The 22,029-nt window shown below is 61.4% G+C and carries 22 protein-coding genes; 9 read left to right on the forward strand and 13 right to left on the reverse strand.

The window, feature by feature from the left end; all coding sequences use genetic code 11:
* Window positions 1–47: 47 nt before the first annotated feature.
* Entirely contained in the window at window positions 48–1,700 is a 1,653-nt protein-coding gene (locus tag AC56QX_RS32525) for a bifunctional AfsR/SARP family transcriptional regulator/alpha/beta hydrolase (protein WP_497112632.1), read from the forward strand.
* Between the two features lie 579 nt (window positions 1,701–2,279).
* Here the strand turns inward: AC56QX_RS32525 and AC56QX_RS32530 are convergent.
* The gene (locus tag AC56QX_RS32530; protein WP_497118004.1) at window positions 2,280–3,137 is read right to left on the reverse strand and encodes a DUF1365 domain-containing protein; all 858 of its coding nucleotides are present in this window, start codon (window positions 3,135–3,137) and stop codon (window positions 2,280–2,282) included.
* The gene (locus AC56QX_RS32535; RefSeq protein ID WP_497112633.1) at window positions 3,134–4,483 is read right to left on the reverse strand and encodes an NAD(P)/FAD-dependent oxidoreductase; all 1,350 of its coding nucleotides are present in this window, start codon (window positions 4,481–4,483) and stop codon (window positions 3,134–3,136) included. Before AC56QX_RS32535 ends, AC56QX_RS32530 begins: the two co-directional genes overlap by 4 nt.
* Window positions 4,484–4,702: 219 nt before the next feature.
* Here AC56QX_RS32535 and AC56QX_RS32540 point away from each other — a divergent pair, with 219 nt between their 5' ends.
* The 5 genes from AC56QX_RS32540 to AC56QX_RS32560 are packed head-to-tail and all read left to right on the forward strand — an operon-like array spanning window position 4,703 to window position 8,422.
* Window positions 4,703–5,284, forward strand: a complete 582-nt coding sequence (locus tag AC56QX_RS32540; protein WP_497112635.1) for a sigma-70 family RNA polymerase sigma factor — start codon at window positions 4,703–4,705, stop codon at window positions 5,282–5,284.
* Window positions 5,281–5,925 carry a ChrR family anti-sigma-E factor gene (locus AC56QX_RS32545; RefSeq protein WP_497112636.1) on the forward strand — a complete coding sequence of 215 codons (645 nt, stop codon included), beginning with the start codon at window positions 5,281–5,283 and terminating at the stop codon, window positions 5,923–5,925. Before AC56QX_RS32540 ends, AC56QX_RS32545 begins: the two co-directional genes overlap by 4 nt.
* 58 nt (window positions 5,926–5,983) lie before the next feature.
* Complete coding sequence (locus AC56QX_RS32550; protein ID WP_497118006.1) at window positions 5,984–6,757, forward strand: DUF1295 domain-containing protein; 774 nt, start codon at window positions 5,984–5,986, stop codon at window positions 6,755–6,757.
* 2 nt (window positions 6,758–6,759) lie between these two features.
* Complete coding sequence (locus AC56QX_RS32555; RefSeq protein ID WP_497112637.1) at window positions 6,760–7,788, forward strand: SAM-dependent methyltransferase; 1,029 nt, start codon at window positions 6,760–6,762, stop codon at window positions 7,786–7,788.
* 1 nt (window position 7,789) lies between these two features.
* Window positions 7,790–8,422 carry a hypothetical protein gene (locus AC56QX_RS32560; protein ID WP_497112638.1) on the forward strand — a complete coding sequence of 211 codons (633 nt, stop codon included), beginning with the start codon at window positions 7,790–7,792 and terminating at the stop codon, window positions 8,420–8,422.
* Here AC56QX_RS32560 and AC56QX_RS32565 read toward each other — a convergent pair.
* The 3 genes from AC56QX_RS32565 to AC56QX_RS32575 are packed head-to-tail and all read right to left on the reverse strand — an operon-like array spanning window position 8,361 to window position 10,628.
* Window positions 8,361–8,771, reverse strand: a complete 411-nt coding sequence (locus AC56QX_RS32565; protein WP_497112639.1) for a DUF2177 family protein — start codon at window positions 8,769–8,771, stop codon at window positions 8,361–8,363. The two genes, AC56QX_RS32560 and AC56QX_RS32565, sit on opposite strands and share 62 nt — an antisense overlap.
* Window positions 8,768–10,240 carry a cryptochrome/photolyase family protein gene (locus AC56QX_RS32570; protein WP_497112641.1) on the reverse strand — a complete coding sequence of 491 codons (1,473 nt, stop codon included), beginning with the start codon at window positions 10,238–10,240 and terminating at the stop codon, window positions 8,768–8,770. The genes AC56QX_RS32565 and AC56QX_RS32570 overlap by 4 nt, the downstream gene beginning before the upstream one ends.
* 13 nt (window positions 10,241–10,253) lie before the next feature.
* Complete coding sequence (locus tag AC56QX_RS32575) at window positions 10,254–10,628, reverse strand: DUF2147 domain-containing protein (protein WP_497112643.1); 375 nt, start codon at window positions 10,626–10,628, stop codon at window positions 10,254–10,256.
* A 138-nt stretch (window positions 10,629–10,766) separates the two neighbouring features.
* On the opposite strand from AC56QX_RS32575, the gene AC56QX_RS32580 reads away from it, so the two are divergent.
* Genes AC56QX_RS32580 through AC56QX_RS32590 form a run of 3 tightly spaced genes read left to right on the forward strand, consistent with a single transcriptional unit; the run spans window position 10,767 to window position 12,536 of the window.
* Window positions 10,767–10,979 (forward strand): hypothetical protein, encoded by a 213-nt coding sequence (locus tag AC56QX_RS32580; protein ID WP_497112645.1) that lies wholly within the window; start codon window positions 10,767–10,769, stop codon window positions 10,977–10,979.
* 47 nt (window positions 10,980–11,026) lie between these two features.
* A complete protein-coding gene (locus tag AC56QX_RS32585; protein WP_497112647.1) occupies window positions 11,027–11,296 on the forward strand; it encodes a helix-turn-helix domain-containing protein in 270 nt (89 codons plus the stop codon).
* Window positions 11,274–12,536: a type II toxin-antitoxin system HipA family toxin gene (locus AC56QX_RS32590; protein ID WP_497112648.1), complete on the forward strand. Its 1,263-nt coding sequence runs from the start codon at window positions 11,274–11,276 to the stop codon at window positions 12,534–12,536. The genes AC56QX_RS32585 and AC56QX_RS32590 overlap by 23 nt, the downstream gene beginning before the upstream one ends.
* Before the next feature lie 190 nt (window positions 12,537–12,726).
* Here AC56QX_RS32590 and AC56QX_RS32595 read toward each other — a convergent pair whose 3' ends face one another.
* The 8 genes from AC56QX_RS32595 to AC56QX_RS32630 all read right to left on the reverse strand — a co-directional run bounded on the left by AC56QX_RS32595 (window position 12,727) and on the right by AC56QX_RS32630 (window position 22,008).
* Window positions 12,727–13,458 carry an ABC transporter permease gene (locus tag AC56QX_RS32595; protein WP_497118008.1) on the reverse strand — a complete coding sequence of 244 codons (732 nt, stop codon included), beginning with the start codon at window positions 13,456–13,458 and terminating at the stop codon, window positions 12,727–12,729.
* A 4-nt stretch (window positions 13,459–13,462) separates the two neighbouring features.
* Window positions 13,463–14,170, reverse strand: a complete 708-nt coding sequence (locus tag AC56QX_RS32600) for an ABC transporter permease (RefSeq protein ID WP_497112650.1) — start codon at window positions 14,168–14,170, stop codon at window positions 13,463–13,465.
* 74 nt (window positions 14,171–14,244) lie between these two features.
* Window positions 14,245–15,042 (reverse strand): transporter substrate-binding domain-containing protein, encoded by a 798-nt coding sequence (locus tag AC56QX_RS32605; protein ID WP_497112651.1) that lies wholly within the window; start codon window positions 15,040–15,042, stop codon window positions 14,245–14,247.
* A gap of 76 nt (window positions 15,043–15,118) precedes the next feature.
* On the reverse strand, window positions 15,119–17,089 hold the full coding sequence (locus AC56QX_RS32610; protein WP_497118010.1) for a DUF2817 domain-containing protein: 1,971 nt from the start codon (window positions 17,087–17,089) through the stop codon (window positions 15,119–15,121).
* A gap of 71 nt (window positions 17,090–17,160) precedes the next feature.
* Window positions 17,161–18,681, reverse strand: a complete 1,521-nt coding sequence (locus AC56QX_RS32615) for an FAD-binding oxidoreductase (protein ID WP_497112652.1) — start codon at window positions 18,679–18,681, stop codon at window positions 17,161–17,163.
* Window positions 18,678–19,796 (reverse strand): aminotransferase class I/II-fold pyridoxal phosphate-dependent enzyme, encoded by a 1,119-nt coding sequence (locus tag AC56QX_RS32620; RefSeq protein ID WP_497112653.1) that lies wholly within the window; start codon window positions 19,794–19,796, stop codon window positions 18,678–18,680. Before AC56QX_RS32620 ends, AC56QX_RS32615 begins: the two co-directional genes overlap by 4 nt.
* A 47-nt stretch (window positions 19,797–19,843) precedes the next feature.
* Window positions 19,844–20,971 (reverse strand): 2Fe-2S iron-sulfur cluster-binding protein, encoded by a 1,128-nt coding sequence (locus tag AC56QX_RS32625; protein WP_497112654.1) that lies wholly within the window; start codon window positions 20,969–20,971, stop codon window positions 19,844–19,846.
* On the reverse strand, window positions 20,968–22,008 hold the full coding sequence (locus tag AC56QX_RS32630; RefSeq protein WP_497112655.1) for an aromatic ring-hydroxylating dioxygenase subunit alpha: 1,041 nt from the start codon (window positions 22,006–22,008) through the stop codon (window positions 20,968–20,970). The genes AC56QX_RS32625 and AC56QX_RS32630 overlap by 4 nt, the downstream gene beginning before the upstream one ends.
* Window positions 22,009–22,029 lie beyond the last annotated feature (21 nt).

The raw sequence follows: 22,029 nt of genomic DNA on the forward strand, positions 1-22,029 counted from the left end.
CGCCAAGTCCGGAGAACAATCGAGCGTCGAAGCTGGCTTACGGAGCGATGGCGCAACTTCAACTTCTGCTGTTCGGAGGCTTTACTCTTGCTGGAAGCGGACCTGTCGCCGCGGTGCTGAGCCGCAAAGCGCGCGGTTTGGTGACCTATCTTGCCCTCAATCCTGGACGACCCCATTCGCGCGAGAAACTCGCCGCGCTTCTATGGGGTGATACCGGAGAGCCGCAGGCGCGGATGAACCTCAGACAGGGCCTATCGGCGATAAGGAAGGCGTTGCCATCGGCCGACGACCGACGGCTCCTGGCAGAGGGCAACAATGTCACCCTCAATCTCGACGACCTCGAGATCGATGTGGTACAGTTCGAGCGCCTGGCATCAGGAAGCGCGCCCGAGCAGCTTGAGCAGGCCGCGCTCGTCTATCGCGGTGACCTGCTCGATGGCTTTGTCCTGAGGGAGGAACCGTTTGACGACTGGCTAAGGGTGGAACGTGAGAGGCTGAGGACGATCTGGATCGGGGTTCTGGAAAACCTTCTCCACCAGCATGCGATCACGAACAATCTGGTCGCTTATATCCAGGCAGCAACGCGTTTGCTCGCGTCCGATCCTCTCCGGGAAGATATTCACCGCGGCCTCATGCAAATCTATGCGCGCCAGGGCCGATCGAACATGGCATTGAAGCAGTATGCGCAATGCCGCGAGGCGCTGCGCAAGCACCTGCAGCTGGACCCGGAGAACGAGACGCGTGAGCTGTATGACAAGCTCCGTGCGAGCCGTTTCGGGCCGACCAGACAGAATCCAGCACCAGGCGTAAGGGCCGAAGGGACTGTCCCGGGCGATAGCCCAGTGCCGGCCTCGCTACGCCCCGAAACGCGCTATGTGAAGTCGGGAGGGGTTAGCATTGCCTATCAGGTTACCGGCGGGGGACCGTTCGACCTCGTCTACGTGCAGGGCTGGGTTTCCAATCTCGACTATGCCTGGGAATCTCCGCGGCTGACGCACGTGCTGCGCCGGCTTGGGTCATTTTGTCGACTGGTCCGCATCGACAAGCGAGGCACCGGACTTTCCGATCGCAATGTGGGCTTTCCGACGTTGCAGGAGCGGGCGGACGATGTTCGGGCGGTGCTAGATGCAATCGGATCGCGGCAAACGGTGGTGTTCGGCAGTTCCGAAGGCGGCGTCCTGTCCATGCTCTTTGCGGCGAACTACCCCGAGCGAACCAAAGCTCTCATTCTTCATGGCGCATACGCCCAGGGACTGTGGTCACCGGACTACCCCTGGGCGAAGACCCGAGAGGAAATGGAAGAAGAATTGGCGGCGATCGGGCGCAATTGGGGAGAGCCTTGGGACCTGGGGCGCGGGGCGCCGAGCCTGGTGAACGATACGCACGAGCAACAATGGTTCGCAGCCTATCTGAGGAGTTCGGCGTCGCCTTCCGATGCGATCGCGCTGTGGCGCTGGGGCGCGGAAGTCGACGTCCGCAATATCCTGCACGCGATTCATGTGCCCACTCTGATCCTCCAGAGGAAGGGCGATCGATGGATCAAGCCCGAAGAAGCGCTTTACTTGTCCGAGCGCATCGCTGGCGCCACGCTTGTCGAGCTGCCGGGCGATGACCACTTGATTTGGGGCGCCGATTCGGACCGCCTAGTCGACGCGATCCAACACTATCTCACCCGCACATTTCCAACGGAGGCCCGATAGAGCTGAAAGTTGGATTGTCTTCGTCCTGCTCATTGAAACGGATCGTCACGCTCAGTTTCGGGAGGATCATCGACCAACCACTCAGACCTTAGCGAAGAAATGCGCTGAGTGATGTGCTGCGGACCGCAGGCCGCCTTTTAGAAAACACTCGCACCACGGTAGAAAAAATGACCGGTCGTGGGCCGTGAAGGGCCAACCCTGTTTGCTGACCACGTCAGCACTGAGGCAGCGGCGAAGCTGATCTCTACGGCCGACATGAGGCGCAAAGCCGCCCGGCTGCATTGGGTCGAAGTCGGTCGCTCAAACTGATTAGATTTGACCTCGCCTAAAGGATTGAACATGCCTGCCACTTCTGAGGCCCAAGGCCGGGCGAAGAACCGGGTAACCGATGCGTCGGCAAGCCGGTCATCAAGGGCTTCTCTTTAGGTTAAAACTCACCAAGGCGCTCGCCTGGCCGGGATTAGCCGGGAGCGGACTGCCGGCTTCAAGGAACCGAAGGTCAGAGGCGGACGTTGAGCGCTCTGTGTGTACGCGAAGTGACGTGAGTCGGGCACGGACATCGGTCCAGTCGCGGCTAATTCAGCGACGCAATGAGCTTTCGACATGAGCCCTAATTTCCGTGATCGATGGGATCTGCTCCGATTCCCCACGCCTCTCCACGGCAACATGAGTGACGGGCTGGTGCGGGGGATGCGGGCGCTGATGGAGGCGCATTCCCTTTGCCCAGAGAAGCAGCGCCTCCCAGTGAATACCGATTGTGACCTTCAACGTCAGCAGAGGGTAGGCCAAGAAGGTCGCCGCCAGCGTCGCGTCGCTGAGCGGACGCCGCTTACCCGAGAAACTGGCGACGATCAGAGGTCCCTGACCGTCGCTGCCGGTTATGTGAAGCGACACGGCCTCACCGGGTAGGCCGATCCGGAAGCGATATTGCATGCCCATGCCAATGAAAGGCGAGACGTAGAGGCGCTTAGCACAATGTTGCTCCACGACGCCTGTGCGATCGCAATCCTCAACAGGAATGACATAGGTGTGGCGCTGCCCAAACGTATTGTTGACCTCATAGAGGATGGCGACGAGGTCGCCCTGGCGGCGGTAGCAGAAATAGACGCTGAGGGGGTTGAAAGCATAGCCGAGCATTCGCGGCATAGACAGAAGCCGCACGGGTCCACCGTCCGTCTCGATGCCGGCCATAGCAAGCTGGCTCTCGACATAGGCCTTGAGCGACCCGCCGGAACCGTCGCCGTGGTCGCGGTCGACGAAGCCGAAGAGATTGAAGCGGTTGCGCGAAAAGAGCCACAGCCTTTCTGCGAGACTCTCGACCTCGTCGAGGTCAAGCAGCAGAAAGAACATACGGTACGACAGCCTGTGCCGGCGCGGTTTCAGCCGCTGGTGCATGACCCTGCCGGTATACAGTGCTGATTGAAGGTCTGGCATCAGGCGGCTGCGAGATCAGGCCGCTCGACGGCTGCCGAAAGGTGAATCCTGCCCGATTCGTCTGCAACCTCCCAGGGGCGCCGCATCCCAGCCAGCGCTTCGGCCACGGCAAGGCCGGACTGCAGCCCGTCCTCGTGGAAGCCGGCGCCGAAATAGCTGCCGCAGAACCAGGTATTGCGAACCCCTTGGAGCGTCCAGAGCTTCTTTTGGGCGCGCATTGCTGTCGTGTCGAATGCGGGATGCTCGTAGATCACGCTATGTTTCACGGCGCTGGCCTCCGGTTCCTCAGCAGGGTTGAGCGTGACGAACAGCGGCTGTCGGTCCGGTAGGGACTGTAGCCTGTTCATCCAATAGGTGACCGAGAGCTGGCGGGTTTCGCCTCTTGTCTCAGCAATGTAATTCCAGCTCGACCAGGCCCGCTTCCTGCGCGGCATGAGGCGAGGATCCGAATGCAGTACGGCCTCGTTGCGACTGTAGCCGAAACTACCCAGCAACTGCTGTTCTTCGTGGCTTGCGTCTGAGAGCATTCGCAGCGCCTGGTTGGCATGGGTCGCGACCACCGCCTGGTCGAAGCGTTGCTCTATGCCGTCAACATCGGTGAGCCATACCGCTCCCGAGCGTCGCGCGATGCGCTGCACGCCACGACCTAGGAATATCCGGCCGGTAAATCGACCAGCCAAATTCTCAACGTAATTGCAACTGCCCCCATCAACCGTCCGCCACATCGGGCGGCCGGCAAACTTCAGCAAGCCGTGATTGTCGCAGAACCGTATGAAGGCGGCGGCCGGGTAGTTTCCGACCTCCGCCGCCGGCGTCGACCAGATCGCGGCAGCCATCGGGTAAAGGTGGTCCTCGCGAAACGCTGCACCATAACCTTTCGCATCGAGATACTCGGCAAGGCTGCTCTCGCCTATCCGTGAAATGTCGTACGGCGCTTCGCGATAGAATCGAAGCAACTCCCGCAGCATCTGCCAGAACCTCAGGCGCGTGACGTTGCCGGGATGTGCTAGAAGCCCGCCTAAACCGGTCCCAGAATACTCTAGGCGGCCGCCGTCCAATGAAACCGCAAAGGACATCTCGGACGGTTTGGTGCGCACGCCGATATGGCCAAAAAGAGCAGTCAGATTGGGATAGGTGACCTCATTATAGACGATGAATCCGGTGTCCACCTGGGTTCCACCGGCATTGACAGTGTTGCTGTGGCCGCCAAGGCGGGTGTCTGCCTCGAACAATGATACGTTGTGGCGCTGCGAGAGCAGCCATGCCGCCGACAGTCCGGATATGCCACTACCGACGACCGCTATGTCCATCGGCCGATCCGTGACAGGGCGCTTGCCTGCTGCCGTCATACGCACGCTCCAGTTTCCAGTGGAAGGCGTTGCCCTCCTATCCTAACTTCAACTTCTACGCGGCCGCGGGCAGCATGGATCACAGTTGGGTGGAATGCCGCGGACCTTGTGATCCGAAAGCCCTGGCAGCGCGTATCAGGGCGCATGTATGCATCGAGATACGAGTTCATTGCCGGAACGGTTTCGCGTACGTTCGATCGTACGAGGATCGAAATAGCGATGACCATGCGCACTGATACGGAGTCGGTATCGGCCGAGGAGGCCAAGCGTCTGCTCTCCGCGGTAGCGGAGGGACGCGATCGCGCGGCATTTGCCTTACTCTTTGGCTTCTACGCCCCGCGACTTAAGGCCTTTATGATGCGATCCGGCATGGCGGTTTCCATCGCCGAGGACATCGCGCAGGAGACTATGCTGCTGGTCTGGAAGAAGGCCTCATACTACGATCCGGCGCGCGCCGCGGTCTCGACGTGGATATTCACGATCGGCCGCAACGTGCGGATCGATCGGCTACGCCGGGAACGCCGACCTGCGGCCGTTGCCAGCGCCTTCGACCCCTCGGACGAGCCCGACAGCCCGGTTTCGGGTGAGGCTGCTGTGATGGCCGCAGAGCGCGAAGAACGCGTGCGCTCTGCGGTTGCGCTGTTGTCTCCCGAACAGGCCGATATACTGCGGCTGTCCTTCTTCAGCGACAAACCTCAATCGGAAATAGCGAGCCAGCTTCGCATCCCTCTCGGTACCGTTAAATCGCGCGTGCGGCTGGCTCTCAGCCGCCTCCGCCTGATCCTGGACGACCTCAAATGATCAATCATCATCCAAGCGACGAGACGTTGCTCCGCCAAGCCAGTGGCTCATTGGAGGCCGGACCGCGAATTGTCGTGGCGGTTCATATCGCCGGTTGCCCGGCCTGTGCCGAACGTATTGCGCAATTCGAAGCCACAGGCGGCTTGTTCCTCGATGAAATAGAACCGCAAGCGATGAGTGATGATGCCTTGGACCAGCAGATGGCGAGGATCGAGGTGGACGGCGAAAGGCGCGAGGAGCATTCAAGGCCCGCGCGAGCCGATATCGGCATCCGCCTGCCTGAGGCTCTGGACGGGTGCGGCGTTGGCCCATGGCGCTGGATCGGTCCCGGAGTGCGCTGGAGCCGCGTGACGGTTCCGCAAGATGCTGGCGCAAATGTCATGCTACTGAAGGTGGCGGCCGGGCGCAGGATGCCGGAGCATACCCATTCCGGCTACGAGTACACTCAAGTGCTGAAGGGCTCGCTTTCCGACGCGCGTGGCCGCTACGGTCCTGGCGACCTGGATGAGGCTGACGATGAGGTTCAGCATCAGCCGGTCGTCGACGAGAGCGGGGAGTGTATATGCATCGCCGCCCTTGAGGGGCAGATGAGGCTGCGTGGCTTCTTTGGACGATTGATCCAGCCTCTGCTTGGCGGTTGAGACGTTCCATGAGCGTCGCTACCCCCTCGTCCTTGCTGCCATCGGTCTTTCGGTGACCATGGTGGCGGCGTGGTCTGTTGCTCTGAGAACGGATCGGTCGGGGTGGATCGACGCGATCTGGTCATTCGCCGTCGGCATCTTCGGCGCTTTGGCGGCACTTCTCGTTTCGGCCGGTGACAGCTCGGTGCACCGGCAGTGGCTGGTAGCCATTTTCGCGCTCGCCTGGTCCGTGAGGCTAGGTCTCCATATCGTCAACCGGACCGCAAGCAGCCGCCAGGACGATCCGCGCTACAGTCAGCTCAAGCAGGAATGGGGCTCCAGCTTCCGCGCCAGGCTGTTCTGGTTTCTGCAGGCCCAGGCCGCGGCCGCTTTCCTGCTTGTGCTGTCCATCGTGGCCGCTGCCCACAATCCCGCCTCCGCCTTCGGTTTGAATGATTGGGCCGGTGTCGTGCTGATGCTGTTGGCGGTGGGCGGCGAGGCGACGGCCGACCGCCAGTTGACGGCCTTTCGGGCGGACCCCAGCAACAAAAGCCGGGTCTGCGATGTGGGCCTTTGGCGCCTGTCGCGCCACCCCAACTATTTCTTCGAGTGGCTGGCATGGCTCGCCTATGTCGCGATCGCCATCGATCCTTCGGGGGGTTATGCGTGGGGCTGGGTCGCGCTGGTCGGGCCTGTTCTGATGTACGGGCTGCTTGTCCACGTCTCGGGCATTCCGCCGCTCGAAGCCCATATGCTGCGCTCGCGTGGCGAGCAATTTCGCCGTTACCAGGCGCGCGTCAACGCGTTCTGGCCTGGCCCGCCGAAGGCGGCAACCGTCAAGCGAGGGAGATAAGTGTGAGCCTGATCGCAACCGCAATCCGCGCTGTAGAGCGCGCCCCGCTGCCAGACTCCGCCACCCGCTACGGCATCGATGTTCTCGTGGGTCGGACACGGCGGCGGCTGGCGACGGAGCCATTGGTCGACGACCGGCGCTTTGCCAAAGACATGGCCGGCCGTTTCATAGCCGAGCACACGGCAGCCGCGAACGAGCAGCATTATGAGCTGCCACCTGAGTTTTTCGCGCAAACGCTTGGTCCCCGCCGCAAATATTCCTGCTGCCTGTATCCGACGGGGAGCGAGACATTGGCCGAGGCGGAGATCGCCGCGCTGGAGCAGACCGTTGACCACGCAGGGCTTCGCGACGGTCAGTCGATCCTCGAACTCGGCTGCGGCTGGGGTTCGCTGACGCTGTTCATGGGGCAGCGTTTTCCGTCGGCCCGAATCGTGGCGGTGTCGAATTCGACTCCGCAGCGATTTTACATTCAGGCGGAGGCGGCAGCACTCGGGCTGCGCAATATCGAGGTCATCACCGCCGACATGAACGAATTCGAGCCGCAAGTGCGGTTCGACCGCGTGGTGTCGGTTGAGATGTTCGAGCACATGTCGAACTGGCGCGACCTGCTCGCCCGTATCCGAACCTGGCTCCAGCCCGAAGGCCGTCTGTTCGTCCATGTCTTCAGCCACCACCATAGCCCTTATCGTTTCGACCATCGCGATGACGCCGACTGGATCGCTCAGCACTTCTTCACCGGCGGCATCATGCCGAGCCACAACCTTATCAGCCAATTCCCGGATTGCTTTTCGGTCGAGCGCGACTGGCGCTGGAACGGCTTGCACTATGCACGCACCGCGCGCGACTGGCTCGCGCGCTTCGACGAAAACCGCGGCCAGATCGACGCCATCCTTTCGGCTGTCTATGGCGCTGATGCGTCGCTCTGGCGTCGGCGCTGGCGGCTGTTCTACTTCGCCACCGAAGGCCTGTTCGGCCATGCCGGGGGCAAGGAGTGGGGCGTTAGTCACTACCTGCTCCGGCCGGCTGCCTGACATGCCGGGCTTCGCGCGCCTTTGGCGGAATATCGCCGCCTATGCCGCGCATGACGATCCGCTGACGGTGGCCGCTAACTGGATTGCGCTCGTTGTCGCCTGGAACCAGCCCTTCTACCCGCTCTATCTATGGGCGGTGGTCGGCGCCGATAAGATCGCGCCGTCATTTCTCACTTTTCTGTCGACGCCCTTCTTTCTCGCCGTTCCAGCAGTTGCTAGGCACTATCCGCTCGCCGGGCGCCTCATGCTGCCGCTGACGGGCATTGCCAATGGCATCCTCAGCACCAAGGCGTTCGGTATCGGGTCGGGGGTCGAGATATTCCTCGTTCCTTGCGCGTTGATCGGCGCTGCTTTGTTCAGGCCTTCTGAACGGCCAATCGGGCTCGCTGTCATTGCGCTCTGCGCTGCGGCCTACTTCATACCCGAACGCGTCTTTGGTCAGCCACTGGCCGATTATAGCGCTGCCGACAATAGTGGCATGGTCGGGCTCAACGTGTTGAGCGCCGCGACATTGATCGTCTTTGTCGGCTTGCTTTTGTCAGGCGCCGTCGCAACGTCTGAGGAGCGCGACATCAGGCGCCGCGCAGAAAATAGCGGGTCAGCAGAAAGCCAAGAACCGCCGCCACCGCGCTGAGCAGGGACCCCCAGCAGATATCGGCCACCGTGATGATTGTCGGCCAGCCGCGTACGGTTGCCTGGTTGGTAAGATCGTAGGTCGCGTAGGCGAAAAACCCATAGAGCGCGCCATATGCTGCCGCCGTCGTCCACTTGCCGGTCGAGAAGGCGGGGGCGGTAGCAAAGACGATGATGCCCCCGATGTAGATGAGGTAGAACAGGGCAGCCGGCGCGAGATTGACGTCGTCCACCAATATGTCGGCGAGATAGCGGCGGTAGAGGCGTTGCGACATCGTGGTTAGCCAGACCGCGTCAATGGCAAGGAAGGCGACCAGGGTGGTTGCATAGGCGATTGCGTAGCGGATCATGAAGCTGTTTCCTTGGCCCTTAGTACCTTGGCCTTGTCTCTTATGGACTGATAAAGGATCAACGCCCGGTCTCGTGCGGCGCCATGATCGACAATCGGTTTTGGGTAGGTCTTGCCGAGCTGTATTTTCGCGAGTGCTAGCAAGGCAACTGGCGCCTCCCACGGCCGGTGAATGTAGCGGTCGGGCAAGCCAGCGATCTCCGGAACGTAGCGGCGCACATAGTCGCCATGCGGGTCAAACTTTTCGCCCTGAAGGACAGGGTTGAAGATTCGAAAGAAGGGCGCGGCATCCGCGCCTGATCCGGCCACCCACTGCCAGCTTGCGGCATTGTTTGCCGGGTCCGCGTCGACAAGCGTGTCCCAGAACCATCCCTCGCCTTCCCGCCAGTCGATCATCAGATCCTTGATGAGAAAGGAGGCAGTGATCATACGCACGCGGTTGTGCATCCACCCAGTTCGCCAAAGTTCGCGCATGCCTGCATCTACGATCGGGTAACCCGTCATCCCGGTCTGCCAAGCCTTTGTCGCTTCGCGGTCGCGGCGCCACGTGAAGCCTTGGAATTCGGGGCGGAAGCTGAGCTCGTGCAGTTGAGGATTGTGAAAGAGAAGATGATAGGAGAATTCTCGCCAGCCGATTTCCTTGCGGAATTTCGTCGCCCCAGCCTTGTCCGATCGCTGCAGTGCGGCAAATATTTGAACTGGCGTGACTTCGCCGAACGCTAAATGGGGTGAGAGGCGCGAGGTGCCCCGAACGGAGGGTATATCGCGTCGGTTTTCGTAGTCAGCCAAATCCTCATTCTGGAAGGCCTGCAGTCGTCGCCGAGCGCCGGCTTCGCCAGGGGTCCATCGATCTGCGAGCCCTTCCGCCCAATCAGGCGTTTTGGGAAGGAGCTCGAGTTCGTGCAGGGACAGGCCGTCGAACTTGCCCTCCCAGCCCTTGATTGATTTCGGGGCATCGATCGGATCGCGAAGATCGCCCCCGCTATTCAGCGCCTTCCAAAAAGGGGTGTAGACTTTGTAATATCCGCCTGAGCAAGTCTTAAACAGGGAGGGCTCGTGGAGCAGCGCGCCACCGAAGCTTTGCGCAATCAGCCCGGCTTCGCGAAGATTCGTCTTCAGCGCCGCGTCTACTGCCGCTTCGGCCGGCTGGTAACGGCGGTTCCAGTACACACCGTCCGCGCCGGTCGCAGCAATGGCCGTTACGACGACATCTCTTGTTCTGCCCCGGGCAAAAATCAGCTTCGCGCCGGAACCATGCAGCTTCTGGCCAAGTGCGGCTAGCGAATGGTGTAGCCACCAGCGGCTTGCTGCCCCCATCGGCCTAATGTTCTCGCCTTCTTCGTCAAAAATGAAGAGCGCCAGAACAGGTCCATTGCGGTCGACCGCTGCCGCAAGAGCGGCGTTGTCGCCAACGCGGAGGTCACGTCGAAACAGTACAATGGTCGGCGCCGAACCTGACCTGCCATTCATTGTGTGGCCCTATTCACTTTGTCGGCGCCCAACTGGTATTTTTGCAGATCACTCCACCGATGACACAGCCTCGCGTCGTCAACCCTTTGCTGACGACCCGCAGCGTCATCGAAAAGGTGAGCTTTCGCTTGGGGTCATAGGCGGTCCCCTTCAACGTTTTGCTGGAATTCGGCTTCAGCGTCATGATCAGCTTGTCGCCTACTTCTTCGCCTTTGCTGCTATCCCTGATCCACAGATTGGTTGCGCACAGTTTCTCTCCGCAAGGAGCAATGTTGACGCGGGCATTGCCGTCGTCCCTCAACCACACGCCGCAGGCGTCGGATAAAACGTCGGCACGCGCCATTTCTGAAACAAGCATAGCCACTGCGAATGCAGTTATCCCTTTCATCGGCAAGGTCTCCGTGCGCCATATGGCGTTCTACGTCGCGACCGTCGGCGCGGATCACCTGATCTGCGGAAGCGGCCAAACGCCCGCCATAAAGCGTGAGGAAACGGGTGGGGAGATCAGTGTCACGTGGACATTGCAATGACAGCTTCGGACCGTATGGGGGGCACCGTTCCGGACGTGGTGACCATCTATCCTGCCGAAGATCAGCGATGGTCATGTCGGCACGATCACGCCGGCGGCATGATGCCGATGATGATCAGGAGCAAAAGCGTGTTCGGCTTGCTGCTTATGATCGGCATGATGCCGTCTGAAGTTATGGTCATCACGCTCTTGAAAACAGCCACTATATAAGCTATTTTCCGCATATTAGCTCGAAACGGCTAATTTGTGAGGCGAATATGATCGACCTGAACGATCTTGGCAATAAGATCAAGAATGCCAGAAAGCAGCGCAAGCTGACACGGGAAAAGCTCGCCGAACTTTCCGGGCTCAGTCGGGCGAGGATCGAGGCGCTTGAGAACGGCAGGGTATCCGACATGGGTTTCAAAGGCGTGCTCACGCTCATGAACATTGTAGGGCTCGATTTCCGGCTGACGACCTTCAACAACAAGCGACCCACACTGGAAGACATCATGGAGGAAGACGATGCTGCGCGTGTGGGTAGGTAGCAAGCCAGTCGGCGTCTTGGACAGATCCGGCAAGCGTGGCTCGACTTTCGCGTACGATGTGAAGACCGACGGCCGCGACGCGGTGTCGCTCACAATGCCCAAGCGGACCGAATCATGGAATTCGGAGTTCGGGCTCCTTCCCATTTTCGACATGAATCTTCCTGAGGGGGCACTAGAAGGGAAGATCAGGACGGCCTTCGCGAAGGCATTAGGCCACTTCGACGACATTGACCTGCTGGCCGTTGTCGGCCGGTCGCAGATCGGCCGTATCCGCTTCACTGGTATGGACGAGGAGCTGGTGGAGGATGTCCCTTTCCGAAGCATTGACGACCTGCTGCGCGCCCGTCGGGCGGGCGATCTCTATAACGAGCTCCTGGAAACATACGCAGTCCATTCAGGGGTCGCTGGAGTGCAGCCGAAGGTCCTAGTCAGAGCCAGGGAGGATAGTCCGTCGGACGGGCGCCAGTCACTCAGCGTCCGCGGAGCTACCCACATCGTCAAAATGTGGAATCCCGACGAGTATCCCGAATTGGCCGCAAATGAGTTCTTCTGCCTTATGGCAGCTCGGGAAGTTGGTCTAGAGGTGCCGGACTTCCGGCTATCCGAGGATGGTCTGGCACTCGTGGTCGAGAGATTCGATCTGACCGACGGCTCGTACTCCGGATATGAGGACTTCTGTGCGCTGAACGGCGTAACCAGCAAGGACAAGTACAACGGAGGGTACGAAACAAAGCTCTTCAAGCGGATCAAAGAGTTTGTCTCGCCCGAACATGCCGTAGGGTCATTGGAAGTCGCCTTCCGCCTGTTTGTGATTAACTGCGGCATCCGTAATGGCGACGCACACCTGAAGAATTTCGGCGTCGTCTACAAAGACACGGACAGTCCGGTGCGGCTGGCTCCCGTGTATGATCTCATCACGACAAGGGCCTACATCAAGAACGATGCAATGGCGCTCACTCTCGACGGCTCCACCGCGTGGCCCGACCGAAAGAGGCTTGACCGTCTGGGCGTCACCCGCGCGAACCTCCGACCGGGGCGCGTAGCGGAGATCGTAGAGCAGACCTGCGACGCGCTCTCAGACGTTTCGGGAAGGGTGAAGGCCTATTTTCAAGAATCCCGCTTCCCTGAGATCGGCGCAAAGATGCTCAGGGAATGGCAGGCTGGAGTGTGCTCGCTTTGCGAGGGAAAGACGATCCATGTGATGGAGGCTTTTGACGAAGCACCTGCGAAAAACGACTAAAATATTAGCTTTTTCTGGGCGGAAAAAAGACAACGGCTAATATTTAAGCTGTTAAGACTTAAGTGCTGCAGACTCCACCGCGGGCTTGCAGCCGTCGCTCGAGACCGACTTGGGTTGCGCCCGATCGGGTTACCCTGTCCTCGGCAATCGAGCGATGCAGGCGCGCCGGTGTCCAACGACAGGAACGGCGTTACGAAACTGCTGCAGATTCCTTTGAGCGCGGTGCGCTAGAACCTTGGCGGGATTGCGACTCGTGGCGCATAAGAAAACGCTCTGTGGCGCGGATGATCGCGATCAACATCAGATTGATCACCAGATAGAGAACACCGGCAATAGCAAAGATCTCGAAGATGGCGAAGGTCTGGCTCATGAGCCGTTTGGCATAACCCGTGATTTCGAGCACAGTGATCGTCGAGGCAAGGCTGGTCCCCTTGACGACGAGGATGAGTTCATTGCCATAGGCCGGTAGCGCCTGGCGGATAGCGAGTGGAAACTCGATGCGCCGGAACCGCATCATGCGCGACATGCCGCACGCCTGGGCCGCTTCGACGAGACCGATCGGAACCGACATCAATCCGCCGCGCAGTATTTCGGACGTGTAGGCAGCCGTGTTCAGCGCAAGCGCCAGGACGGCGCAGCGCGCGCCATCGCTGATCACCCACCACAAAGCCGCGTTATCCTTGATCAGGGAAAGCTGGCCAAGCCCGTAGTAGAACAGGAAAATCTGCACCAGCAGTGGCGTCCCGCGAAAGACATTGGAATAATATTTGGCGAAGCCTGACAGGAAGCGGTTCGACGACAGCCGCATCAGCGCCAGGCCGAGCCCCAGATTGAAGCCGATCAGCACCGAAACGAACGTCAGCACCGCAGTGATCCAAAGGCCCTTGAGCAGGACGGGAACCGCTAGCTGGATGAGATCCATCATATTACTTTCTCGTCCTCACCCTGAGTAGGCGTTCGATGCCGTCGAACCCGGCCTGGCTGACGAGCGTAATTGCCAGATAAACCACAGCCGCGATCAGGTAGAAGATGAACGGGTGGCGGGTGGAATTGGCGCCAATGAAAGAAATGCGCATCAACTCCTGAAGGCCGACCACCGAAACCAGGGCCGTGTCCTTGATCGTGGTCTGCCAGACATTGTTGATGCCGGGAACCGCGATGCGCATCATCTGCGGCGCGATGATGCGGCGAAAGATCCGGCCACGCGATAGCCCGAGCGCGCGAGCGGCCTCGATATGCCCATCGGGGATTGCCCCCAGTGCCCCCCGCACGACCTCGGTCGAATAGGCGCCGGAAATCGCGCCGATGGCGATGACCGCGATGACGAACGCATAGCCGCTCTCCGCGACACCAGCATAACCGAAAGCGGTCACGACCTTGGTCACGAATTCAACCGAGCTGAAAAACAGGAGGTAGATGATGAGCAGTTCGGGCACGCCGCGCACCAGTGAAGTGTAAGCGTCAACGAGCAGCGATAGCGGAAATATCCGGGCCCATTTGATAAGGCCGCACGCAATGCCGATCACCAGTCCGGCCGCCATGCTGACCAGCCCCACGAGGATTGTTATCGACGCGCCGCGCAGAATAGCGGTCACCCAACCCGCTTCCCAAACCTGCCAGAGACCGAATTCCATTTGTGTGCCCTAGTCTGTCGTGCCAACGGGGCGCATGCGCCCGGCTTTCCGGGCGCATGCGAGGATTCCAGGGCTTAGTTGCAGGGCCGGGAAATATCCGTCTTGAACCATTTCTGGCTGGCCTTACCGACCGAGCCATCCGCGATCAACTCACAAAGCGCCTTGTCGATCTTGGCTTTCAGTTCGGTATTGTCCTGGGCGATGCCGACGCCGATTCCTTCGCCAAGCGTCGGATCGAACGTGCTCTTGATCTGCACGCCGACCAGCTGGAAATTCTGGCCATCCGGCTTGTTCAGAAAGTCCTGCAGTGCGGATTGATCCGCAAAGGCGGTGTCGATACGGCCGCTCGCAAGATCGATCTGCATCTGGTCGAGCGTATCGTATGTTTTCAGGTCGGCATTGGGCGCCCGCTTCTCGATGAAATGCGCATGGGTGGTGCCGGCCTGTACGCCGACCTTCTTGCCGTCGAGCGATTTCAGCAGCGTATCGACGTCGGTGATGCCGGCGAGATCCGAGCCCTTCGCGGCGACGAACATGTTGGCCAGTTCGGCGTAGCCGACGCTGAAATTGATCTCCTTCTTGCGGTCGGCGGTGATCGACATGCCTGAGATGATGACATCGAAGCGCTTGGCCTTCAGCGCCGGAATGAGCCCGTCGAAAGCCTGCACGACGAAATGGCATTTCAGTGCAAGCTTGGTGCAGAGCAAAGCGCCGACATCGGCGTCGAAACCGGTGACGTTGCCGTTGGCGTCGGACATGCTCCATGGAGGATAGGCGCCCTCGGTGCCGATGGACAGTTCACCGTCGGCGGCAACGGCGTTTGCCATGCCCCCCACGAGACCTGCGAGCAGCATCAGGATTTTCAGTTTCATCGTTAGTTCCCCTTGTTGTTGATCTTCATTGTCGTTGTCCGGTTAACCCGAACGCTTCGAGGACGCGGGCCTATACTCACAGTGTCCGTGCCAGGAATTGACGCAGACGCTCCGAGCGCGGGCTGCCGAACAGCGCCGCGGGTGCGCCCTCTTCCTCCACCTTTCCCTGGTGGAGAAACAGAACCTTGTGCGAGACCTCGCGCGCGAACTGCATCTCGTGCGTCACGAGGATCATGGTGTTGCCTTCCTCCGCCAGCTGCCGGATCACCCGCAGCACTTCGCCGACCAGCTCTGGGTCGAGCGCCGATGTCGGCTCGTCGAAGAGGATGACTTTGGGGCGCATGGCCAGCGTGCGGGCGATCGCCGCGCGTTGCTGCTGACCGCCCGACAACTGGCCCGGATAGTGAGCGTGCTTGTCGGCAAGGCCGACCTTCTTCAACAAAGCGTGCGCGTGTTCGACGGCCTTCTCGCGAGGCTCCTTCAAGACATGCCGGGGCGCCTCGATGATGTTTTCCACCACCGTCATGTGCGGCCACAGATTGAAGTTCTGGAAAACCATGCCGACGCGGGCACGGATGCGTTCGACCTGCGCCATATCGGCTGGCCCAACACGGCCGTTCGACAGCGGCTTCATCTTGATGACCTCGCCGTCGATGGCGACCTTGCCGCCATCCGGCTGTTCCAGAAGATTGATGCAGCGCAGGAACGTGCTCTTGCCCGAACCCGACGAGCCGATCATGGAAATGACTTCGCCGGCGTGCGCCGTGAGGTTGACGCCCTTCAACACCAGGAGCGAGCCGAAGCTCTTGTGAAGCTCGTCGATCTGCACGGCCGGCGTGGCGATCTTCGCTTCTTCAGTCGGCGCCGGATCCGCCGCCACCGCGGGAACGGTTGGCTGCGTTTGTTCGCTGCCGATGGCCGCGTCCTGGGTTACCTCGACAGTCCCTAGATCCGCCAGCGCACGGTCGAAATAGCGCAGGCTGCTGGACAGGCAGGTGCGTTGCCAGTCCGGGTCATCCGGAAGGAAGGCAGCGCGCAGCGTGTCCCTGATCCGCTTGCCCAGCGGCGATTCGATCTTGCCGAAAAGGTGCAGCCAGTTGTCTGCCTGCACCGCCTCCATGACGGCAGGCCCGTCCAGCGTTCCGCACTCGACGACAAGCGGCAGGACGCGCGCGCGCGGCATTGCCTTGCGGACGGCGTCGGAGACGTAGCCGGTCGCTGTCGCCGCGATGCCGGTATCGGTCCTGGCGCCTGGGCCTGTCAGCACTGTTGCCAGCGCCGGCCCGAAGATGGATTTGCCCCAGGCAAGGCCGGCATGTTCGGAGCTCGCGACCGAAAGCAGAGCCGGATAGCCATAAGGCCCTGCTCCGGTATGCAGATCGAAGACGATGACCTGGCGTGCCGCGCCGGCAAAGGTCTTCAGGATTTCGTTCAATGTCCGGTTCGACCAGACCGGGCCACCACCGCCGTAGAACATGCCGTCGGCGAACTCATACTGGCCGGCCTCGACGATCGCCGCGAGCCCGGCATGCCCAAGCCTCTTGCGCGCAGCCGCGAGCTTCTCGTCGGCCGCTACGCGGTCCGGCCCTTCCCATTCTCTATAGGCCACCGCGTCGTGCAGGCCGGCATAACCATTGTTGACCGGGGCGCTCGAAGACCAGTCGATGAAGTTGCGGTTGAGGTCGACATTGTCCTCGTTGACGCGCCGCGACCATGCCGTGCCCCAGGGATTGATAAGGTGAATGGCAAGGATCGCCGTGTCGCCGGGCAGGCGCCGCAGGTTTTTCTGACCGAGCCAGGCGGTCTGGCAGGTTGAGCCGAACGGGCCTTCGACACCATGCGTGCCGGAGATGAGCACGATCAGCTTGCGCGCATCGCGGCGGCCAAGCAGCGCCACATCGGTCGCCAGCGTCTCGCCACCCGGGCCGTTCAGCGGATGAACATATTCAGACAGTTCCGCGCCTGCCCGCTCAGCGGCGTCGCGAAATCCCTGGCGCAAGATGGCGAAATCGCAGGCGTAGGCTGGTGCTGGCTCATCATGGCGCATGGTCGATCCCACTGGACCGCTGGCGGTTGCGGTCAATCCGTTCATTCCCTGTCGTTCCACCGTGGGGCTATTCATCTTTGGTCGCTCGCGTGCTGAGGTGGCAATAGGCGCTCATTACCGGAAAGGAGCGGCCTTGAGGACCGGACGAACCAGGCGTCAGAGGGAAGCACCTTGCCGGGGTTCATGATCGACTGATCGTCCAGCGCAAGTTTCACCCGCTCCATCACCGCGAGCTTCGTCGGGTCGGCCGTCGCCAGCAGCGAATGGATGCGCTTGGACCCGACACCGTGCTCGGCGGAAAAGGAACCGCCGATCTCCCGCAGTCGGTGATACAGGACGCCCTCGACAGCCTCCGCCATGTCAGGCGCCAGCGGACCCTGACGGTTGAGGATGATATGCAGGTTGCCATCTGCCAGGTGCCCGAAGACATAGGGCGCCAGACCCGGTTCGATCGCAGCGAGCCCGGGCAGGATTCTGTCGAGATAGGCCGGAATCTCCGACAGAGGCACCGAAACGTCGAAGGAAGGCGCATTGGGATGGGCGCGATAGAGCACACCGGTGTCCTCGCGCAACCGCCACAGATCGTCCTCTTGCCGCCGCGAGCCGGCGATGATGCCAGTGGCTTCGGGATAGCGCTCCATCACTTCCGAATAGATCCGCTCGAAATCGTCGCGCAGCGCCTCTTCGCGCGCGCCGCCAAGCGCCAGCAGCAGGAACAGCGGCTGGTCGAGCGGCACGCCGGGTTCGGACCATTCATGCGCGGCGGCGGCCAGGCTGAAAAACGAGGTCCACATCGCCTCCGCCGCGCGCAGATGCCCGGCATCCGATTCAAGCGCCAGGCGAATGGTTTGCAGCGCCGCATCGACAGACGGCAGCCCGAACAGCGCGGTGGCCGTGGCTCGCGGCGAAGGGTCGAGCTTGACGACCACGCGGGTGACGATGCCAAGCGTGCCCTCGGCGCCGATGAAGAGATGCTTCAGATCGTAGCCGGCGGAATTCTTCACCACCCTGGTCAGATCGGAATAGACCGATCCGTCGGCCAGCACGGCCTCCAGGCCAAGCACACGGTGGCGCATGACGCCGTGGCGAAAGGCCATCACGCCCCCGGCGTTGGTGGACACCATGCCGCCGATCGTCGCCGAGCCGCGCGCGGCAAGGTCGATGCCCGGCTCGAGCCGATGCTCGAGCGCGGCAGCCTGCAAAGCTTCGAGGGTGACGCCAGCGCCGACCACGGCCACGCGTTCGAGCGGATCGAGCCGCTCGATGCGGTTCATGCGCACCAGGGAAAGGACGATCCCGCCCGGACGCGAAACGCTACCGCCGACCAGACCGGTCTTCCCGCCTTGCGGCACGATGGGAATCTCGTTCTGGCGGCAGATACGCACCACCGCCGCGACCTCGTCGGTCGATGAAGGCGCAACGACGATGCCAGCGCCGCGATCCGTCTCGTTCGAACCTAGGTCGATCCCCCCGGCATCATCACCTGTGTGGACATTCGGGGCGCCAACGACCTCGCGGATCGCGGCGACAACCGGCAGCGGCACCGCCTGCTCCGTCGCGTTCGTTTGCCTGGGAGACGCGAAGCCGCTCATCGCCCCGCCAATCCCTGAAGCGCTGCGATCAGCCGATCGTTGTCAGCCGGCAAGCCGATGGTGGCGCGCAGATAGTGTTCGTAGCCGGCTTCGCGCCACGCCTTTACGATGATCCCCTGCTTCAGCAGACCGGCGGCAAGGCTAGAACTGTCGCCTTTGCAGTCGAAGAACAGAAAGTTTGTTTGCGACTGGGCAACCGCGAAACCGAGGCCGGCAAGTGCGGCCGTCATGCGCGCGCGCTCGGCCCTGATGCGGCCCGCCGAGGCCTTCATCCAGCCTTCGTCAGCGAGTGCCGCGATGGCGGCGGTCTGCGCCGCCGCGTTGACGTTGAACGGCGTCTTGGCGGCCGCGATCACCCTTGCCAGTTCGAGGCCGGAACAGACGGCATAGCCAACGCGCAGTCCCGCCAGGCCATACGCCTTCGAGAATGTCCGCAGCACGACATGATCGATGCCGCTGTCGCGCAAGACTTCGATGCCGTCGGGCGCGCCGGGATCGGCGAATTCGAAATAGGCCTCGTCCAGGACAAGAAGCGTGCCGGGCCGCACCGAGCCGATCAGCCGAAGCAGGCTGGGATGGTCGAGGCCCGGCCCGACCGGGTTCCACGGCGAGGATATGAAAACGATGCGCGGCCCGGCAGCGATCGCCGCTTCGAGGGCGGCAAGATCAAATCCCATTTCGGATGTCATCGGTATCTTGACGACATCGGCACCGGCCGCCAACGGCTCGATCTCATGCAGGCCGAAGCTCGGCACCGTCGTGACGACCGATGCGCCCGGCACCAGGACGGCGCGCGAGATGGCGGCAATCATCTCCTCGGAACCATTGCCTGCAACGATCAGACCGGGGTCGACCGCCAGCTTTTCGCCAAGTGCTGCCCGCAGCGCCGTGCAGGCCGGATCGGCATAGCGCCATGGCTCGAAGAAGGAGGCCAATGCGGCCATGACGGCGGGAGAACACCCGTCCGGGTTCTCGTTGCTGGCCAGCCGCGCAATATCGTGGCGGCCACTCAGCGCCCGCGCCATCGCGATGTTCATCCCGGCATTGTAGGGCGGCAAGGCGGCGATATGTGGATTGAGCGGCAGGCTCGACGCTGGTTTGACCGACTGTTCCAAATCCCGACTTCCGTTTCCCCACGCCCATGCGCGGCATCACGATCTTGTCAAATATCCAGGACGACTGATCCGCGCGGCTTGGAGCAGCACAGCAGCACTTCGCCCGTCCCAAGCTCATCCAGCGGTTCTTCGAAATAGGTAACGTCGCCCAGGATCAGCCGCGACTTGCATGTGCCGCAGATGCCGGCCCGGCAGCTGAACTCCGGCAACAGACCCTGGTTCTCGGCGAAGTCGAGCAACGATGCGGCCGAGCCATCCCAGACGGCCGTCAGGCCCGACTTCCGGAATTCCACGGTTGTCGCCTCCCCGACCGGTTCGATCCTTGCCGGCTGCGCCGGAACCGCGGGAACTCGCACGGCATCGGGCTCAAGCACCGTCGCCGGGCCGAAGAATTCGTAGGCAATGCGATGCTTTGGCACACCTAGCTCGCGAAGCATGGCGTAGATCGCCTGCATGAACGGCGGTGGGCCACAGAGGTAGAAATCATAGTCATCGATCGGCAGCAGGCGCTGCAGCAGCTCGCGCGAAATCATGCCTTCGCTGTGGAAGCGCTGCTCGGCTTTGTCGCGCTCGGTCGGGGACCGGTAGCAGTAGTGCGCGGTCAGGCCGGGCCGGGTCGTGACCAAGCCGGTCACCTCGTCGCGCAAGGCATGCACATCGCCGTTCTCGCAAGCGTGGATGAAGACGGCACGGCGGTCCGGCATCGAAGCCAGCGCATGCAGCATCGACACCATCGGCGTCAGCCCGACACCGCCGCTGAGCAGCACGACTGGACGGTTGCTGTCCTTGTCGAGCACGAAATCGCCGCGCGGCCCTTCCGCCTGAAGCACGTCGCCGACCTCGATCCGGTCATGCAGGAAGCACGAGCTTACCCCTTCCGGCAGCCCCGGCGCGGGTGCTGCTTCACGCTTCACGCTGATCCGATAGCAAGTGCTGTCTGGGGAACAGGAGACGCTGTAGTTGCGCAGCACATATCCCCTTTCGCCGGCGGCCTCCCGCGCTACCGGTATCCGGAACACCAGGAACTGGCCCGGCTGGAAATCGCGCCAGTCCTGTGGATTGACCGGCTCGACATGGAACGACGTGATGATGGCGCTTTCGCGCACCTTCGCGACCACTTTCAGGTCCCGAAACCCGCTTCTTGCGATGGTGTCGCCAGCGGTGAATGCGTTCATTCGGCGGCCGCCAATTGCTGGCTCTCGCTGGCGATCAGCTTGGCCAGGTTGCGGCGAAAGCGCAGCGGCCCGACATCGATCTTAAGGTCGAGATTGGGCGTGCGCTTGTTGGCCATGCCTTTGTGCACGGCATTGAGCACGTTGCGGTCCTCGTCAAAGGCGCCGCGTACGGAGGTGGCGAACTGACGCGAGACCTCCAGGTCGTCGGGTGCGAAATTGCGCATCTGGAACCAGTAGTATTTCGTCTGGTTCTCATCGACCGGCGTCATGAAATTGTAGCTGTCCATGAGGAACACGTCCGGGTGCAGCGGCTTGCCCTCGCCGCCGGTGCGGGCCGGCACGAAGATCGCCTTGATGATGGCATTGGAGGGGTAGCGCACCTCGTAGTGCTGCTTGCGGTCGCAATTGCCGGAGAATTTGAGGAAAGGCGCATAGAAGGGTGCCGGCGCGGCATCGACCACCCAGCGCCACACGGTCACGCCGTCTGTACCCACGGTGGTTTCGAGCGGCGCATCCTCCATTGCCTGAACACCGCCGAAAGACGATTGGTGTACCCATGACACATGGGAAGGATCGAGCAGGTTGTCGGTCATGTAGAGGTAATTGCAATCGAGCAACATGGACTCGCCGCGATTGACGCCCCAGGCCGGATCGCCCCAGTGATCGACCTCGAAAATCAGTGCAGGATCCGCTTTTTCCGCTTCACCCATCCATATCCAGAGCAGTCCGTAACGTTCGGCGATCGGATAGGAACGAACGCATGCAACATGCGGTATCTTTTCAGCACCGGGCACACGCGTGCAGGTTCCAGTGCTGTCAAAAGTCAGACCGTGATAGCCGCATTCGACCGTGTCGCCCTTGATGCGACCCATGGATAGCGGCAGCTTACGGTGAGGGCATGCATCTTCAAGCGCGGCCACGGCACCATCCGTGCGGCGATAGAGGACAATATCTTCGCCAAGGATTCGAACGGGCTTCAGCTGGTCCGTGACCTCATGGTCCCATGCGGCAACGTACCAACAGTTTCGAAGAAACATGGCGTCCTCCCGAGCTTGTGA

The organism is Mesorhizobium sp. RCAM 06353 (genome assembly GCF_059683585.1).

Excerpts from the sequence above, each read along its gene's own strand:
- AC56QX_RS32525 (WP_497112632.1), top strand. The coding sequence starts at position 48 with ATGGCGCAACTTCAACTTCTGCTGTTCGGAGGCTTTACTCTTGCTGGA.
- AC56QX_RS32535 (WP_497112633.1), bottom strand. The coding sequence starts at position 4,483 with ATGACGGCAGCAGGCAAGCGCCCTGTCACGGATCGGCCGATGGACATA.
- AC56QX_RS32540 (WP_497112635.1), top strand. The coding sequence starts at position 4,703 with ATGACCATGCGCACTGATACGGAGTCGGTATCGGCCGAGGAGGCCAAG.
- AC56QX_RS32545 (WP_497112636.1), top strand. The coding sequence starts at position 5,281 with ATGATCAATCATCATCCAAGCGACGAGACGTTGCTCCGCCAAGCCAGT.
- AC56QX_RS32550 (WP_497118006.1), top strand. The coding sequence starts at position 5,984 with ATGGTGGCGGCGTGGTCTGTTGCTCTGAGAACGGATCGGTCGGGGTGG.
- AC56QX_RS32560 (WP_497112638.1), top strand. The coding sequence starts at position 7,790 with ATGCCGGGCTTCGCGCGCCTTTGGCGGAATATCGCCGCCTATGCCGCG.
- AC56QX_RS32565 (WP_497112639.1), bottom strand. The coding sequence starts at position 8,771 with ATGATCCGCTACGCAATCGCCTATGCAACCACCCTGGTCGCCTTCCTT.
- AC56QX_RS32570 (WP_497112641.1), bottom strand. The coding sequence starts at position 10,240 with ATGAATGGCAGGTCAGGTTCGGCGCCGACCATTGTACTGTTTCGACGT.
- AC56QX_RS32575 (WP_497112643.1), bottom strand. The coding sequence starts at position 10,628 with ATGAAAGGGATAACTGCATTCGCAGTGGCTATGCTTGTTTCAGAAATG.
- AC56QX_RS32580 (WP_497112645.1), top strand. The coding sequence starts at position 10,767 with ATGACAGCTTCGGACCGTATGGGGGGCACCGTTCCGGACGTGGTGACC.
- AC56QX_RS32585 (WP_497112647.1), top strand. The coding sequence starts at position 11,027 with ATGATCGACCTGAACGATCTTGGCAATAAGATCAAGAATGCCAGAAAG.
- AC56QX_RS32590 (WP_497112648.1), top strand. The coding sequence starts at position 11,274 with ATGCTGCGCGTGTGGGTAGGTAGCAAGCCAGTCGGCGTCTTGGACAGA.
- AC56QX_RS32595 (WP_497118008.1), bottom strand. The coding sequence starts at position 13,458 with ATGGATCTCATCCAGCTAGCGGTTCCCGTCCTGCTCAAGGGCCTTTGG.
- AC56QX_RS32600 (WP_497112650.1), bottom strand. The coding sequence starts at position 14,170 with ATGGAATTCGGTCTCTGGCAGGTTTGGGAAGCGGGTTGGGTGACCGCT.
- AC56QX_RS32605 (WP_497112651.1), bottom strand. The coding sequence starts at position 15,042 with ATGAAACTGAAAATCCTGATGCTGCTCGCAGGTCTCGTGGGGGGCATG.
- AC56QX_RS32610 (WP_497118010.1), bottom strand. The coding sequence starts at position 17,089 with ATGCGCCATGATGAGCCAGCACCAGCCTACGCCTGCGATTTCGCCATC.
- AC56QX_RS32615 (WP_497112652.1), bottom strand. The coding sequence starts at position 18,681 with ATGAGCGGCTTCGCGTCTCCCAGGCAAACGAACGCGACGGAGCAGGCG.
- AC56QX_RS32625 (WP_497112654.1), bottom strand. The coding sequence starts at position 20,971 with ATGAACGCATTCACCGCTGGCGACACCATCGCAAGAAGCGGGTTTCGG.
- AC56QX_RS32630 (WP_497112655.1), bottom strand. The coding sequence starts at position 22,008 with ATGTTTCTTCGAAACTGTTGGTACGTTGCCGCATGGGACCATGAGGTC.